This is a genomic window from Terrabacter sp. P2_E3 (assembly GCF_056403915.1).
In genome coordinates this window covers 79,783-94,964 of record NZ_JBFUEN010000003.1, presented here as the reverse complement: position 1 = coordinate 94,964, position 15,182 = coordinate 79,783, and the positions used below count along the sequence as shown (strand labels likewise).

14 protein-coding genes are annotated in these 15,182 nt (G+C 71.9%); 5 read left to right on the top strand and 9 right to left on the bottom strand.

Annotated features, from left to right (window positions below; all coding sequences use genetic code 11):
- Together AC1DW8_RS03685 and AC1DW8_RS03680 are read right to left on the bottom strand one after the other, a co-directional pair.
- Positions 1–1,638 (bottom strand): ABC-F family ATP-binding cassette domain-containing protein, encoded by a 1,638-nt coding sequence (locus AC1DW8_RS03685; RefSeq protein WP_478091958.1) that lies wholly within the window; start codon positions 1,636–1,638, stop codon positions 1–3.
- A 36-nt stretch (positions 1,639–1,674) separates the two neighbouring features.
- Positions 1,675–2,868 (bottom strand): molybdopterin molybdotransferase MoeA, encoded by a 1,194-nt coding sequence (locus tag AC1DW8_RS03680; RefSeq protein WP_478091956.1) that lies wholly within the window; start codon positions 2,866–2,868, stop codon positions 1,675–1,677.
- 42 nt (positions 2,869–2,910) lie between these two features.
- Here AC1DW8_RS03680 and AC1DW8_RS03675 point away from each other — a divergent pair, with 42 nt between their 5' ends.
- Both AC1DW8_RS03675 and AC1DW8_RS03670 read left to right on the top strand, forming a co-directional pair.
- Positions 2,911–4,230 carry a glycoside hydrolase family 1 protein gene (locus tag AC1DW8_RS03675; protein ID WP_478091954.1) on the top strand — a complete coding sequence of 440 codons (1,320 nt, stop codon included), beginning with the start codon at positions 2,911–2,913 and terminating at the stop codon, positions 4,228–4,230.
- Between the two features lie 80 nt (positions 4,231–4,310).
- Complete coding sequence (locus AC1DW8_RS03670) at positions 4,311–4,736, top strand: hypothetical protein (protein WP_478091952.1); 426 nt, start codon at positions 4,311–4,313, stop codon at positions 4,734–4,736.
- 70 nt (positions 4,737–4,806) lie between these two features.
- Here AC1DW8_RS03670 and AC1DW8_RS03665 read toward each other — a convergent pair whose 3' ends face one another.
- Together AC1DW8_RS03665 and AC1DW8_RS03660 are read right to left on the bottom strand one after the other, a co-directional pair.
- On the bottom strand, positions 4,807–5,295 hold the full coding sequence (locus tag AC1DW8_RS03665; RefSeq protein ID WP_478091950.1) for a hypothetical protein: 489 nt from the start codon (positions 5,293–5,295) through the stop codon (positions 4,807–4,809).
- 238 nt (positions 5,296–5,533) lie between these two features.
- Entirely contained in the window at positions 5,534–6,907 is a 1,374-nt protein-coding gene (locus tag AC1DW8_RS03660) for an L-serine ammonia-lyase (protein WP_056775085.1), read from the bottom strand.
- A gap of 161 nt (positions 6,908–7,068) precedes the next feature.
- On the opposite strand from AC1DW8_RS03660, the gene AC1DW8_RS03655 reads away from it, so the two are divergent.
- Together AC1DW8_RS03655 and AC1DW8_RS03650 are read left to right on the top strand one after the other, a co-directional pair.
- Entirely contained in the window at positions 7,069–7,398 is a 330-nt protein-coding gene (locus tag AC1DW8_RS03655; RefSeq protein WP_478091947.1) for a hypothetical protein, read from the top strand.
- Between the two features lies 1 nt (position 7,399).
- Complete coding sequence (locus AC1DW8_RS03650; RefSeq protein WP_056825814.1) at positions 7,400–8,353, top strand: ornithine cyclodeaminase family protein; 954 nt, start codon at positions 7,400–7,402, stop codon at positions 8,351–8,353.
- A gap of 140 nt (positions 8,354–8,493) precedes the next feature.
- On the opposite strand, the gene AC1DW8_RS03645 is transcribed toward AC1DW8_RS03650, so the two are convergent.
- The 5 genes from AC1DW8_RS03645 to AC1DW8_RS03625 all read right to left on the bottom strand — a co-directional run bounded on the left by AC1DW8_RS03645 (position 8,494) and on the right by AC1DW8_RS03625 (position 13,927).
- On the bottom strand, positions 8,494–9,147 hold the full coding sequence (locus AC1DW8_RS03645; protein WP_478091945.1) for an NAD(P)-binding oxidoreductase: 654 nt from the start codon (positions 9,145–9,147) through the stop codon (positions 8,494–8,496).
- Positions 9,148–9,260: 113 nt separating this feature from the next.
- Positions 9,261–10,046, bottom strand: a complete 786-nt coding sequence (locus AC1DW8_RS03640; RefSeq protein WP_478091942.1) for an SRPBCC family protein — start codon at positions 10,044–10,046, stop codon at positions 9,261–9,263.
- Between the two features lie 7 nt (positions 10,047–10,053).
- Positions 10,054–10,911: an FAD binding domain-containing protein gene (locus AC1DW8_RS03635; protein WP_478091940.1), complete on the bottom strand. Its 858-nt coding sequence runs from the start codon at positions 10,909–10,911 to the stop codon at positions 10,054–10,056.
- On the bottom strand, positions 10,908–13,394 hold the full coding sequence (locus AC1DW8_RS03630; protein WP_478091938.1) for a xanthine dehydrogenase family protein molybdopterin-binding subunit: 2,487 nt from the start codon (positions 13,392–13,394) through the stop codon (positions 10,908–10,910). Before AC1DW8_RS03630 ends, AC1DW8_RS03635 begins: the two co-directional genes overlap by 4 nt.
- Complete coding sequence (locus AC1DW8_RS03625; protein WP_478091937.1) at positions 13,391–13,927, bottom strand: (2Fe-2S)-binding protein; 537 nt, start codon at positions 13,925–13,927, stop codon at positions 13,391–13,393. Before AC1DW8_RS03625 ends, AC1DW8_RS03630 begins: the two co-directional genes overlap by 4 nt.
- Before the next feature lie 206 nt (positions 13,928–14,133).
- Here AC1DW8_RS03625 and mgrA point away from each other — a divergent pair, with 206 nt between their 5' ends.
- Positions 14,134–15,177, top strand: a complete 1,044-nt coding sequence (mgrA, locus tag AC1DW8_RS03620; RefSeq protein WP_478091935.1) for an L-glyceraldehyde 3-phosphate reductase — start codon at positions 14,134–14,136, stop codon at positions 15,175–15,177.
- Positions 15,178–15,182: the final 5 nt, after the last annotated feature.

The following is a 15,182-nucleotide window of genomic DNA, read 5'->3' as shown; positions in this document are numbered from 1 at the left end:
TCAGGTCGCCGTGACCTTGCCGGCCTCGACGTGCCAGCGCTCGTCGAGACGGACGTTCTCGAGCAGTCGGCGGTCGTGCGAGACGAGCAGGAGCGCCCCGTCGTAGGAGTCGAGCGCCTCCTCGAGCTGCTCGATGGCGGGCAGGTCGAGGTGGTTCGTCGGCTCGTCGAGGACGAGGAGGTTGACGCCCCGCGCCTGGAGGAGCGCCATCGCGGCCCGGGTGCGCTCGCCGGGTGAGAGCCGACCGACGGCGCTGCCGACCTGGTCGGCCTTGAGCCCGAACTTCGCGAGCAGAGTGCGGCGGTCAGCCGGATTGAGATCGGGCACGGCCTCGCCGAACGCGTCCCCGAGCGGGAGGTCGTCGCGCAGACCCGTGCGCGACTGGTCGATCTCGCCGACGGCGACGCTGGCCCCGAGCGAGGCGCTCCCCTCGTCGGGGTCGACCCGCCCGAGCAGGAGCGAGAGCAGGGTCGTCTTGCCGGCGCCGTTGGGCCCGGTGATGCCGATGCGCCGTCGCGCCTCGACCTGCAGCGACGCCGGTCCGAAGGTCCAGTCACCCCGGCGCACGACGGCCTCGTTGAGCGTCGCGACCACGGAGCTCGACCGGGGCGCCGCGGCGATGCTGAACTGGAGCACCCACTCCTTGCGCGGCTCGGCGACCTCGTCGAGCCGGGCGATCCGCGACTCCATCTGGCGCACCTTGCGGGCCTGCTTCTCGGCCGAGTCCTGCTGCGCCGAGCGCCGGATCTTGTCGTTGTCCGGGCTCTTCTTCATCGCGTTGCGCACGCCCTTGGACGACCACTCGCGCTGCGTGCGGGCCCGCGCCTCGAGGTCGGACTTCGTGCCGGCATACGCCTCGTACGCCTCGCGCGCGTGCCGACGGGCGACCTCGCGCTCCTCGAGGTAGGACTCGTAGCCGCCGTCGTGGACGGCGACGGAGTTCTGCGCGAGGTCGAGCTCGACGATGCGGGTGACGCAGCGGGCGAGGAACTCGCGGTCGTGCGAGACGAGGACGACTCCCCCGCGCTGGCCGTCGACGAAGGCCTCGAGCCGGTCGAGCCCGGCGAGGTCGAGGTCGTTGGTCGGTTCGTCGAGGAGCACGAGGTCGAAGCGGCTCAGCAGCAGCGCGGCGAGCCCCGCCCGGGCCGCCTGGCCTCCGGAGAGGGACGTCATGAGCGCGTCAGGTCCGACGTCGAGGCCCAGCTCGGCGAGCATCGGCGGGATCCGGTCGTCGAGGTCCGGCGCACCGCTGACGAGCCAGTGGTCGAGCGCGACGGCATACCTCTCGTCGGCGGTGGGGTCGTCACCGCCGAGGGCGGCAGCCGCCTCCTCCATGGCGAGGGTCGCGGCGGTGGCGCTCGTGCGGCGACCGATGTGGTCGGCGACGGTCTCGCCGGGGACCCGCTCGTGCTCCTGCGGCAGCCAGCCGACGAACGCGTCGGAGGGCGCGGTCGTCACGGTGCCGCCGAGTGGCTCGTCCTCGCCGGCGAGCAGGCGCAGCAGGGTCGACTTGCCTGCCCCGTTGGCGCCGACGACCCCGACGACGTCGCCGGGCGCGACCGTGAGGTCGAGGTGCTCGAAGAGGGTCCGGTGGGCGTGGCCCCCGGCGAGGTCCTTGGCCACAAGGGTCGCGCTCACGCCCACCAGCCTAGGGGCGCTCGGCCGGTGCCCCGTTCACACCGGGTGGACGGCGACGAGGTCGCCCTCGATGAGCTGGTCGACACCCTCGGGCACCTCGATGAGGCAGGTCGCAGCGGCGAGCGCCGTCAGGTGCCGGGCGTCGGGCGCGCTGACGGTGCCGTCGTCGTGGAGCACGCTCGTGACGAACTGGACGCGCCCCGTGCGGGTGCGTCGGGTCCTGCCGACGTATGCCGCCCGGCCGGGTCGCGTGGGCGGCACCCCGTGGCGTCGGTCGAGCGCCGGACGGACGAGCACGTGGAAGGCGACAAACGCGCCGACCGGCGTCCCCGGCAGGCAGACGACCGGCGTGGACCCGTAGCGGCCGAGCCCCTGCGGGCCACCGGGCTGCATCGCGAGGTGGACGAAGTCGAACGTCGGGAGCGGCTCGCAGACCTGTCGCACGACCTCGTAGGCGCCGGCGCTGACGCCCCCGGTCGTGACGACGAGGTCGACGGCGGGGTCGGCGTCGAGCGCGTCGAGCCTGGCCCGCAGGTCGTCGGGCTCGTCGGAGCACACCTCGACACGGCGCACGTCGCAGCCCGCGGCCTCGGCGAGCGCGGCGACCATGTCGGAGTTCGACTCGTGGATGCCGCCGGCGCCGGGGTCGGCCTCGGGCGGCGCGAGCTCGGCGCCGGTCGCGATGACCGCCACCCTCGTCGGCACGTGGACCTCGACCTTCGTGCACCCGGCCGAACGGCCCAGCGCGATGAGCGCCGCCGTCACGGCCGTTCCGGCGGTCGCGATGACCGACCCAGCCGCCACGTCCTCGCCGCGGGGACGGATGTGCCGGCCCGGTGCGGGATCGAGGTCGACGGTGACGTGCTCGGGCGCGGGGCCGGTGGGGCTAGCGTCGGTGCGCTCGACGGGGACGACGGCGACCGTGCCCTGCGGCACCCGCGCGCCCGTCATGACCCGGGCCGCCTCACCGGGGGCCAGCACGAAGTCGGGTGCCGACCCGGCGGGCACGTCCCCGACGACGGGATAGGCGCGCTGGTCCGGCGAACCCGGGCACACGGCATACCCGTCCATGGCCGAGGCGTCGAAGCGCGGCAGGTCGTCGGCCGCGACGAGGTCGGCGGCGAGGCGGCGTCCGGCGGCGTGGCGGTCGAGCGTCACCTGCTCGAGGGACCCGTCGCCGAGCAGCCGCTCGACGGCGGACCGGTGATCTGCGACGGAGACGTGACCCACGCGCGCCAGTCTGACGCATCGGGCGCCGGTACGTTGAGCCGCATGGCGACCGCTGACGGCTTCAGGCTCGACGGGCTGCTGCTCGGCGTCGCGACCGCGGCCACGCAGATCGAGGGCGGGGACGTCGAGAGCAGCTGGACCGACTGGGCCGACCGCCCGGGCACCATCGCCGACGGCTCGACGCCACGGCGCGCCACCGACTACTGGCGGCGCTGGCGCGAGGACACCCGGCTGATGGCCTCGCTCGGGGTGCAGGTCTACCGGATGAGCATCGAGTGGGCGCGCCTCGAGCCGCTCCCGGGCGTGTGGGACGACGCGGCGTTCGCCCGCTACCGAGAGGAGCTGGAGCTCTTGCGCGACAAGGGGATCCGCCCCCTCGTGACGCTGCACCACTTCAGCCACCCGCTGTGGTTCGAGCGCGACGGGGGATGGCTCGCGCCCGGCGCCCTGTGGGTGTGGGAGCGCTTCGTCGCCGAGGTCGTGACGCGGCTGGGCGACCTCGTCGCGGAGTGGGTGACGATCAACGAGCCGAACGTCTACGTCACCGGCGCGCACGTCTTCGGCGACTTCCCGCCGGGCCACCGGAGCCTGCGCGAGGGGATGCGGGTCTACGGCGTGCTCGCGGCCGCGCACATCCGGGCGTACGCCCTCATCCACGCGCTGCGGCCCGGCTCCGACACGATGGTCGGGGTCGCCCACCACCTGCGGCCCTTCCGGCCGGGCAACCCCCGCAACCCCTGGCACCGCGCGCTGACACCCGTCATGCGCCACCTCTTCCAGGACGCGATCGTGCGGGCGATGACGACCGGGGAGTTCGCGCCGCCGCTGCGCCGACCGGACGGGATCACGCCCGGGCGCTACGCCGACTTCTTCGGGCTCAACTACTACTCCCGCACCACGGTGACGCGCTTCGACGACGGCACGCCGCCGGGCGTCCCGGTCAACGACCTCGGCTGGGAGGTGTATGCCGCCGGGCTCGGCGAGACGGCCCGGTGGGCGTGGGAGACCTACCGCCTTCCCGTCTGGGTCACCGAGAACGGCACGTGTGACGCCGCCGACGCCTTCCGGTCGCGCTACCTCTGGGAGCACCTGTCGGTCCTGAGCGACCTTCGGGCCCAAGGGGTTCCGGTCGACCGCTACTACCACTGGTGCTTCGTCGACAACTGGGAGTGGAACGAGGGCGAGGGCCCGCGGTTCGGCCTCGTGGCCCTCGACTACGACACGCAGGCGCGCACGGTGCGCGACTCGGGGCGCTTCTTCGCCGAGGTCGCCCGTGAGGGCGGAGCGACGGCCGACATGCACGCGAGATACGTTGCGGGACAGACCTATCCGGTGAGCAGCACCGAGGCCCATCACCGTTGAGGTGATCTCGCGCAGACGTCGGCGCGGGCGCGACGACGGGAGTACCGTCGAAGGGGTCGGACCTTCCCGAGGAGGCTGCCATGCGTCTCATCCCTCTCTGTGACGCAAGCTGGGTCTATGACCTCATCCACGAGGTCGAGCCCTCGGCCGGGCGTGACGGACGCGTCTACGGCCAGGGCACCGGCACCCTGACGGGCCGGCTTTCGGGCACGGCGTCGTGGTCGAACTTCCCGCGCATCCGGGAGGGCTGGGCCTCACCGGAGGCCAGGGGCGTCATCCACGTCGACGACGGGGTCGTGCTCTTCACCCTGACCGGCCTGTCGTCGCTGACGGACGGTCGCGGCGTCCACGTCCTCACCTTCCAGGCCGAGGCACCGTCGCACCGGTGGCTCGACGACGTCATCGCCGTGGGCGAGGGCACCATCGACGTCGAGCACTCCCGGCTCCAGATGCGCTACTACGAGTGCCAGGTCGAGCTGCCGCTGCGCGACGCGACGCAGCCCTGAGCAGCCCGGACACGGGAACGCCGCCACGCCCCTCGGTGGGACGGGGCGGCGCCCGGGCAGGCCTTTCCGCTCACCCCTCCGGAGCGGAGCAGGCGCCCTTGTCCCACGTGAAGCTCGAACCGGGTGACCAGTGGCTGACGATCTGCACCTTGACGTTCCCGCCGGAGGTGACGTCGTGCAGGACCCAGTGCTCGGTGTCGGTGAAGACGAGCGGCGCGCCCCCGGCAGACACCTTTCCGCCGAACCACGAGGCGCCCGAGACCGTGTAGAGGTCACCGTTCGACCCCTGCAGCGTGACGCCGCTCGTGTGGACGGTCCCGGTCTCGTGGAAGACCCCACGAGCGTCGACGTTCCAGTGGTCGACCATGTCGACGGTGCCGCTCGTCGCGGTGATGTCGCCCGTCGGGGCGCTGCACTCGAAGACGGCACCCGCCGCAGGGAACGACGAGTGCTCGGTCCCCCCGCTCGCCGGTGCCGCGAAGGCGGCTCCTGATGCCAGTCCGATCGTGCCCAGTGCGGTGATGCCGGCCACGACGGCACGGCTGCGCAGTGAACGCATGACTTCCCCTTTTCCCTGTTGAAGCCGGCGCAGGGCCCCCGAGGTCGCCGGGCGACGCCGTTTCGGCGCCACTCTCCACGGTGCTCCGAAGCACGTCTCCAGAGACGAAAAGGCCGCAACTGTCAGGAAACTCGGAGGATCACGTCCCAGCCTGAGACCGTCCTGCACGCATACCGGGACATTCCCGGTGCTGCGTGGCCGGGCCGCGTACGGCGGTCGTGAGCGCCCGTCCCGGGTGTCAGCACTCGATGACGTTGACGGCGAGACCGCCGCGCGCGGTCTCCTTGTACTTCACCTTCATGTCGCGACCGGTCTCACGCATCGTCTTGACGACCTTGTCGAGCGAGACGACGTGCGAGCCGTCGCCGCGCAACGCGGTGCGGGCCGCGGTGATGGCCTTGACCGAGGCGATGGCGTTGCGCTCGATGCACGGGATCTGCACGAGGCCGCCGACGGGGTCGCAGGTCAGGCCGAGGTTGTGCTCCATACCGATCTCGGCGGCGTTCTCGACCTGCTCGGGCGTGCCGCCCATGACGGCGGCCATCGCGGCGGCCGCCATCGAGCAGGCCGAGCCGACCTCGCCCTGGCAGCCGACCTCGGCACCGGAGATCGAGGCGGTCTCCTTGTAGATGACGCCGATCGCGCCGGCGGTGAGCAGGAAGCGGACGATGCCGTCGCGGTCGGCGCCGTTGACGAAGTTCGCGTAGTAGTGGAGCACCGCGGGGATGATGCCGGCCGCCCCGTTGGTCGGGGCGGTGACGACGCGGCCACCCGAGGCGTTCTCCTCGTTGACGGCGAGCGCGTAGAGGGTGATCCAGTCCATGCCGCGCAGCGGGTCGTCGCTGTTGGCCTCGAGCGAGAGGCGGCGGGCCAGCTCCGGAGCGCGGCGACGCACGCGCAGACCGCCGGGCAGCACGCCCTCGGTGGCGATGCCGTTGCGCACGCACTCCTTCATGACGCGCCAGATCTCGAGGAGGCCGTCGCGGACCTCCTGCTCCGTGCGCCACGACAGCTCGTTCTCGAGCATGATGCGGGCGATCGACTTGCCCGTCTCCTTGCAGTGGGCGAGCAGCTCGTCACCGGTGCGGAAGGGGTGCGCGACCGGCGTCGAGTCCTCGACGATCTTCGTCGACCCGTCGGCGTCCTCGCCGACGACGAAGCCGCCGCCGACCGAGTAGTACGTGTGCTCGGCGACGGTCGCGCCGTCCGCGTCGAGCGCCGTGAACGTCATGCCGTTGGGGTGCAGCGGGAGGGTCTTGCGGCGGTGCAGCGTGAGGTCCTCGAGCTCGATGAAGTCGATCTCGTGCTCGCCGAGCAGGCGGAGGCGCTTGGTCGCGCGGATCTCGGCGAGGCGGCCCTCGACGGCCCGCGGGTCGCACAGCTCGGGCCGCTCGCCCGTCAGGCCGAGGAGGACGGCCTTGTCGCTGCCGTGCCCGTGCCCGGTGGCCCCGAGCGAGCCGAAGAGCTGCGAGCGCACGCGGGCGACCCGGTCGATGACTCCTTCGTCGCGCAGCCGCTCCGCGAAGAGGGCGGCGGCCCGCATCGGACCGACGGTGTGCGAGCTCGACGGCCCGATGCCGACCGAGAAGAGATCGAAAACGCTGAGCGCCATGGAGTCCTGACTTCGTGTCGTCGTTGACGGCTGCCGCCCGGGGGTGGTGGGCGATCCGCTCGAGCCTACGTCCCGGGGGCACCCCCACGCACATGCGTGGATCCGCTCCCCCGGCGCAGGGCGGACGGGCGGCTCCCAGCGCTGACACCTACAGTCGAGGAGTGCCCCAGGTCAGTGCCGATGTCCACGTCCCGCTCCCGCCGTCCGTCGCCCGGGCGCTGGCCGCGACCGTGGGTGAGCCGGCCCTCCGACTGCCCCCGCACGTGACCCCCGAGCCCCTCACCTGGCGCTTCGACGCCGAGGGAGACGGCACGCTCGTCGTGCTGACGCTGGCGTATGCCGTCGACCCGGGTTGGGTGCGCTCGATCACCCACGAGGTCACCCAGTGGTCGCTCGCCAAGCAGCTGCGCACCCACCTCGCGACCCTCACGGATGCCGGTGGCGACCCGGTGCGGGTCGAGCGCGCCCGCTCGAGCGCGGGCGAGGACTGAGGTGCAGCAGCCGCGCTGGGTCGACGCCGCCGCCGTGCGCCGGAGCCTCTCCCCCGACCGCGCCCGCAGGCTCATCCGTCGCGAGCTCGCTGACGGCCTCGACCCGGCGTCGGACCCGGCAAGGCTCGTCGCCGACGTCGGTGACGGCCGCGGGCAGCTGCTCGTCATGCCGTCGACGAACGGCCGCGTGGCCGGGGTCAAGGTGCTCACCGTCGCACCGGGCAACCCGGCGCGCGGGCTCGACCGCATCCAGGCGGTCTACGTCCTCATGGACGCCGACACCCTGGCCCCGTCGGTGCTCGTCGACGGCACGGCCGTCACGTCGCTGCGCACCCCGGCGGTGTCCGCCGTCGCGATCGACGCGCTCGCCCCGGAGGAGGTCGAGTCGGCCGTCATCTTCGGCAGCGGGCCTCAGGCACTCGGTCACGCGGAGGCGCTGCTCGCCATCCGGCACACGACCTCGGTGACCGTCGTCGGTCGCCGGGAGGACGCGGCCCGTGCGACCGCGCAACGGATCTCGGGGCTGGCCTCGACGCACCCGCTCACGACGCGTGGGCTCACCGTCGACGACCCGCAGGTCGAGGCAGCCGTGCGCGAGGCGCAGGTCGTCGTGACGGCGACGTCGGCGGCGACCCCGGTGCTCGGCGACGACTGGGTCGCGGACGGCGCGTGCGTCGTGGCCATCGGGTCGCACGAGCCGCACCGGCGCGAGCTCGGGTCGGCGCTGCTCGGGCGCTCGCTCGTCGTCGTCGAGGACATCGGCACGGCGCACCGCGAGGCGGGCGACGTCATCCTCGCCGCCGCGCAGGGCGCCCTCGACTGGGCCGACGTGCACACGCTCGCCGACCTCGTGCACGGCCGGGTCGAGCGGACGACCGACCGGCCCAACGTCTTCAAGAGCGTCGGCATGGCGTGGCAGGACCTCGTCATCGCCGAGCACCTCGCCCGCGCCTGACACCAGTGAGCCGGCAGTCACAGTCGAGTGAGCCCCCAGTCACAGTCGAGTGAGTAGGCAGTCACATGCGACACAGACACGTGGGATGGGGCGCTCACTCGAGTGGGACGGGGCGCTCACTCGAGTGGGATGGGGGTGGGTCAGGCGGTTGCGACGACGTCGTCGATGGGCTGGAAGCCGTCGTTGAAGGGCAGGATGCGGCGGGCCGTCGTGTCGGGGTGCTCGACGACCGCGCGGATGACGTGGGCCACGTTATCGCGCGAGACCTTGCCGGCCTCGACGCCCGCACCGGTCTCGATGTGGCCCGTGGCGGCGTCGGTCGTCAGGCCGCTCGGGCGCAGGATCGTCCACGCGAGGTCGGTGCCCTGGAGGTGCTCGTCGGCCGCGGCCTTGGCCTCGGCGTACGCGTAGAAGCCGTTGTCCTCGGGGACGCCGTGGTCGGGGCCGGCACCGAAGTAGGACACCATGACGTAGCGCCCGACGCCGGCCTGCGCCGCGGCGTCCATCGAGCGGATCGCGGCGTCGCGGTCGACGGCATACGTCCGCTCGGGGCTGCCACCGCCGGCGCCCGCCGACCACACGACGACGTCGCTGCCGCGCACGAGGTCGGCGATCTGCTCGGTCGTGGCGTGCTCGACGTCGAGCAGGGCTGCCGAGGCGCCGGTCGCCTCGACGTCGGCCACGTGGTCGGGGTTGCGCACGACGGAGGTGACGTCGTGGCCGTCGGAGACGAGCAGCGGGGCGGCGAGCAGCGCGACCTTGCCGTGGCCGCCGATGAGGATGACGCGGGACATGACTCTCCTGGGGGTCGGGGACGGGGGTCTCGTCAGGTCCAACGCCACCGGACCCCTTAGGTATGCCGCAGGCCCGGTCGGGAGCGCGACCGGGCCTGCTGCACGTGCTGGGGTCAGTCGCCCCGGTGGCCGATGAGCCAACCGATGACGACCCCGATGGCGGCAGCCGCTGCGTAACCGGCATACCGCTGGACCAGCACGGGCATCACTGCCGAACCGAGGTCGAGGGGCGCGTCCTCCTCGACGGAGGCCGGGACCCGGCGCGGGGCCGGCGGACGGTGCGCCGCTGCGGGCGCCGTCGTGACCGGCGCGGCCGTCGTGGAGCCGAGGCCGGCACCAACCCCGGCACCGACCCGGGCCCCCGTGTCGGCCGCGAGTGCGTCCGACGCCGTCTCGACGAAGCCGCCGGAGGACGGTGCGCCGGCAGCAGCAGGCGCCGCCTCCGGTGCCGCCTCGGGACCGGTCAGCTGCTTCTCGATGCACGCGACGAAAGCGTTGAGCAGCTTGTCGGACACGTCCTGCATGACGCCGCGGCCGAACTGCGCCGGCTTGCCCGTGACCGCGAGGTCGGTGACGACGTCGGCGCGGGTGCCGTCGCCGTCGGGGCTCAGGGTGATCGTCACGGTGGCGCCGGCCGTGCCGTTGCCCCGCTTGTCCTTGCCCTTGGCCTCGATGACGGCGTGGTGCGCCGCGTCGTCGCGCTCGACGAACGAGCCCGACCCGGAGTAGACGAGCGCGATCGGCCCGAGCTTGACCTTGACCGTGCCGGAGAAGCCGTCGTCGGTCACCTCCGTCACGGTCGCCCCGGGGAAACAGCTGCCGACGCGCTCGAGGTCCATGAAGAGGGCCCAGGCGTCGTCGACCGAGGTCGGCACGGTGAAGGAGTGCGTCAGGTCCATCCGGGCATCACGCTCCTGCCGCGGCGAGGACCGCACGCCGCGTCAGCACCGTGGCGAGGTGCTTGCGGTAGTCGGCGTCGCCGTTGAGGTCCGACGGCGGGTTGGTGCCGTCGGTGACGGAGGCGACGGCCGCGCGAACGGCCTCGTCGGTCGCCGGCTGCCCGACGAGGGCCTCCTCGACGGAGCGCGCCCGCAGCGGGGTCGAGCCCATGTTGGTCAGGCCGACGCGGGCCTCGGCGATCGAGCCGCCCTCGCCGCGCACCGTGGCCGCGACGCCGACGATCGACCACTGGTGGCTGACGCGGACGAACTTCTCGTAGTGCGCGCCCCAGCCCGTGTGCTTCGGGATGCGGATCTGCGTCAGCAGCTCGCCCTCGCCGACCGCCGTCGCGAAGAGGTCCTCGAAGAAGTCCTCCGCCGCGACCGTGCGGGTCGAGCCGTCCGCGCCCGCGATGACGAGCTCGGCGCCCAGCGCGAGCGCCGGCGCACCGACGTCACCGGCCGGGTCGGCGTGCACGAGCGCGCCGCCGATGGTGCCGCGGTGGCGGATCTGCGGGTCGGCGACGGTCGCGATCGCCTTGGACAGCAGGGCCGCGTGGGTCGTGACGGCCTCGGAGGCGAGCACGGCGGCATACGTCGTCATGGCTCCGATGACGAGGTGGTCACCGTCCTCAGAGACGCCCTGGAGCTCGGGGATGCGGCCGAGGTCGATGACGACCCCGGGTGCGTTGAGCCGCATGCGCAGGATCGGCAGCAGGGACTGACCGCCGGCCAGCACCTTGGCGTCGTCACCGTGCTCGGCGAGCGCTGCGACGGCGTCCGCCACCGACGTCGGTGCGAGGTAGTCGAACTGTGCGGGGATCATGCCTGGCTCCCTTCGGCCGCGGCGCCGGGATCCTGGTTGGGCACGCCCTCGTCGAAGTGCGGCTGCGCGTCGCGCTCGCCCTCGCCGGGCACCGAACGGCCCTTCTGGATCGCCTTCCACACCCGCTCGGGCGTGCACGGCATGAGGATGTCGTTGACACCGAACGAGCGCACGGCGTCGACGATGGCGTTGACGACGGCCGGGGTCGAGGCGATGCAGCCCGCCTCGCCGACACCCTTGGTGCCGAGCGAGTTGTACGTCGACGGCGAGTAGGTGTGGTCGGTGACGAAGCTGATCGTGTCGGCCGACGTCGGCAGGGTGTAGTCGACGAACGAGCCGGTGACGAGGGTGCCCTGGTCGTCGTACTCCGCCCCCTCCCAGAGGGCCTGGGCGATGCCCTGGACGAGGCCACCGTGGACCTGCCCCTCGACGATGAGCGGGTTGATGATGTTGCCGATGTCGTCGACGCAGACGTACTTGCGCATCGTCGAGGCCCCGGTCTCGGTGTCGACCTCCATCGCGCACAGGTGGGTGCCGTGCGGGAAGGAGAAGTTGTCGGGGTCGAAGGTGGCGTCGGCGTCGATCGACGGCTCCATCCCGTCGGGCAGGTTGTGGCCGGTCCACGTCGCGAGCGCCACCTCGGGCATCGAGATGCCCTTGTCGGTGCCCTTGACGCCGAACGTCCCGGCCGAGAACTCGATGTCGTCGACGCTCGCCTCGAGGAGGTGGGCCGCGACGACCTTGGCCTTCTCGATGACCTTGTCGGCGGCCCGGACGACGGCCTCGGCTCCGACGACGAGCGAGCGCGAGCCGTAGGTGTCCATGCCCTTGGGTGCGATCTGCGTGTCGCCGTGGAGCACCTCGACGTTCTCGAAGGGCACGCCGAGCTTGTCGGCGACGATCTGGCTCCACGCCGTCTCGTGGCCCTGGCCGTGCGGCGAGACGCCGGTGATGACCTCGACCGTGCCGGTGGCGAGCATCCGGATGCTGGCGCTCTCCCAGCCGCCGGCGCCGTAGTTGAGCGCGCCGAGGATGCGGGACGGCGCGAGGCCGCACATCTCGGTGAACGTCGAGATGCCGATGCCGAGCTGGACCGGGTCGTTGCTCTCGCGGCGCTGCTTCTGCTCCGCGCGCAGCTCGTCGTAGCCGAAGAGCTCCTTGGCCTTGGCCGTGGCCGCCTCGTAGTTGCCCGAGTCGTACGTCATGCCCGCCACCGTGGTGAACGGGAACTCGTCGTGGGTGATCCAGTTCTTCTCGCGGATCTCGAGCGGGTCGACCCCGACCTCGGCCGCGAGCTCGTCCATGAGCCGCTCGATGGCATACGTCGCCTCGGGCCGGCCGGCGCCGCGGTAGGCGTCGACCCACGTCTTGTTCGTGTAGTAGTTCGTCAGGTTGAACTGGTACGACGCGAACTTGTAGATCGAGTTGAACATCCACGCGCCGAGGACCGGCACGCCGCCACCGACGAGCGCGGCATACGCCCCGAGGTCGGCCATGAGCTCGACCTTGAGGCCGGTGACCCGGCCGTCCTTCTCGGCGGCGAGCGTCAGCTTCTGCCACTGGTCACGGCCGTGGTGGCCCGAGACCATCGTCTCGGAGCGGGTCTCGGTGTACTTGACGGCCTTGCCGAGCTTGCGCGCGACGGCGAGCGTCGCGAACTCCTCCGGGGTCGTCTGCAGCTTGCCGCCGAAACCGCCGCCGACGTCGGGGGCGATGACGCGGATCTTCGACTCGGGCAGGCCCGTCGTGGCGGCGATGCAGAAACGCAGCACGTGCGGCACCTGCGTGGACGACCACATCGTCACCTGCTCGCCGGTCGGGTCGACGACGGTCGAGCGCGGCTCCATGAAGGCGGGGATGAGCCGCTGCTGGCGGTACTCGCGCTCGATGAGGATGCCGCCCTCGCGGGCCGTGGCGATGGCCTCCTCGATGTCGCCGCCGGAGCCCTGTCCGGCCGAGTCGAGCTGCCACGTGGCGCTCGTGTTGGTGCCGAGGCTGGGGTGGGCGAGCACCTCGTCCTTCGCGGCCTCCTTGAGGTCGAGGACCGCGGGCAGCTCGTCGTAGTCGACGTCGACGAGCTCGGCGGCGTCGCGGGCCTCGGCCGCCGTGCGGGCGGCGACGACGGCGACGATCTCACCGGCGTGCGCGACGTGCGAGACGGCGACGGGCAGGTGGTCGGGGCTCTTCTGCTCGGCGGAGACGGGCCAGGCGGTGATGTTGACGCCCTGGATGTCCTTGAGGTCCTCGCCGGTGAAGACGGCGACGACGCCGGACGATCCCTTGGCCTCGGAGGTGTCGATCGCGCTGATCGTGGCGTGGGCGAAGGGGCTGCGCACCATGGCGAGGTGCAGCATGCCGGGGAGCTGGATGTTGTCGGTCCACCGGGTGCGTCCGGTGATGAGGCGCTGGTCCTCCTTGCGGGTGCGCGACTTGCCGATCTCGGGTGTCGGCGCGTCGGCCGCGCGGTCCTCGGTGATCGTCATGACGACACCGCCTGCGAGCTCGCCGGGCTTGCCGCGCTGGCTGAGCTGGCTGAGCTGGCTGAGCTGGCTGAGCTCATGGTGCCGGCCGCCTGCTGCACGGCCTTGACGATGTTGTGGTAGCCGGTGCAGCGACAGAGGTTGCCCTCGAGACCCTCGCGGATCTCCTGCTCGCTGGGGTCGGGGTTGTTCTTGAGGACGTCACACGCCTGCATGATCATGCCGGGGGTGCAGTAGCCGCACTGGAGGGCGTGGCACTCGTGGAAGGCCTGCTGGACCGGGTGCAGCTCGCCGTTCTGGGCGAGCCCCTCGATCGTCGTCACCTCGTGGCCGTCGGCCTGGACGGCGAGGACGTTGCACGACTTCACGCTGGTTCCGTCGAGGTGCACGGTGCAGGCACCGCAGTTGCTCGTGTCGCATCCGATGACGGTTCCGGTCTTCCCCAGGCTCTCGCGAAGGTACTGGACCAGAAGAGTCCTGGGCTCGACCTCATCGGAGTAGCTCACCCCGTCGACGGTCATGTTGATTCGGGTCATGCTGTCGGTCCTCCTGCCACACTGCAGTTGACATCGTTGACTTCCCCACGCGCAGTCTGACTCGCGTTCAACTACTGCACAAGGGCAACGGGGAGAACCCTCCACATCCGCAGAGCATCCGCAGCGGATCCCCAGCCGGGCGATGCCGCGGCCACAGCGTGACCCGGCTTTTGGCGGCATACGCCAGGGGGACGAGACTGGGTCGCATGACTCTTCACGCCGACGACTACCAGGCCTCGCGCAGCCGCTACGACTCGATGACCTACCGCCCCACGGGCCGTTCGGGGCTCGACCTGCCGGCCGTCTCGCTCGGGATGTGGCACAACTTCGGCGACGACGTCCCGCTGGACCGCCAGCGCGCGACGCTGCGCCGCGCCTTCGACCTCGGCGTCACGCACTTCGACCTCGCCAACAACTACGGACCGCCCTACGGCAGCGCCGAGCGCAACTTCGGCACGATCTACGCGCAGGACTTCAAGCGCTACCGCGACGAGCTGATCCTGTCGACGAAGGCCGGCTACGACATGTGGCCGGGCCCGTACGGTCAGGGCGGCGGCAGCCGCAAGTACGTCCTGTCCTCGCTCGACCAGTCCCTCACCCGGATGGGCGTCGACTACGTCGACATCTTCTACTCCCACCGCTTCGACGAGACGACGCCGCTCGAGGAGACGATGGGCGCGCTCGACACGGCCGTCCGCCAGGGCAAGGCGCTGTATGCCGGCATCTCCTCCTACTCGGGTCCGCGCACTCGCGAGGCCGTCGAGATCCTGCGGTCGATGGGCACGCCGCTGCTCATCCACCAGCCGAGCTACTCGATGCTCAACCGCTGGGTCGAGGAGGACCTGCTCGACGTGCTCGGCGACGAGGGCGTCGGCTGCATCGCCTTCAGCCCGCTCGCGCAGGGCATGCTCACGAGCAAGTACCTCAACGGGGTGCCGGAGGGCTCGCGCGCGTCGCAGGGCAAGTCGCTCTCGACCGACCTGCTGACCGAGCAGAACCTCACGCACATCCGTGCCCTCAACGACATGGCGCAGTCGCGCGGCCAGTCGCTCGCGCAGATGGCGCTCGCGTGGATCCTGCGCGACCAGCGCATCACGTCGGTGCTCATCGGCGCCTCCTCGGTCGCCCAGCTCGAGGACAGCCTCGGCTCGCTCGACAACCTCGACTTCTCGCAGGACGAGCTCGACACGATCGACCAGCACGCGGTCGAGGGCGGCATCAACCTCTGGAAGACCTCCAGCGCCCACTGATGGCG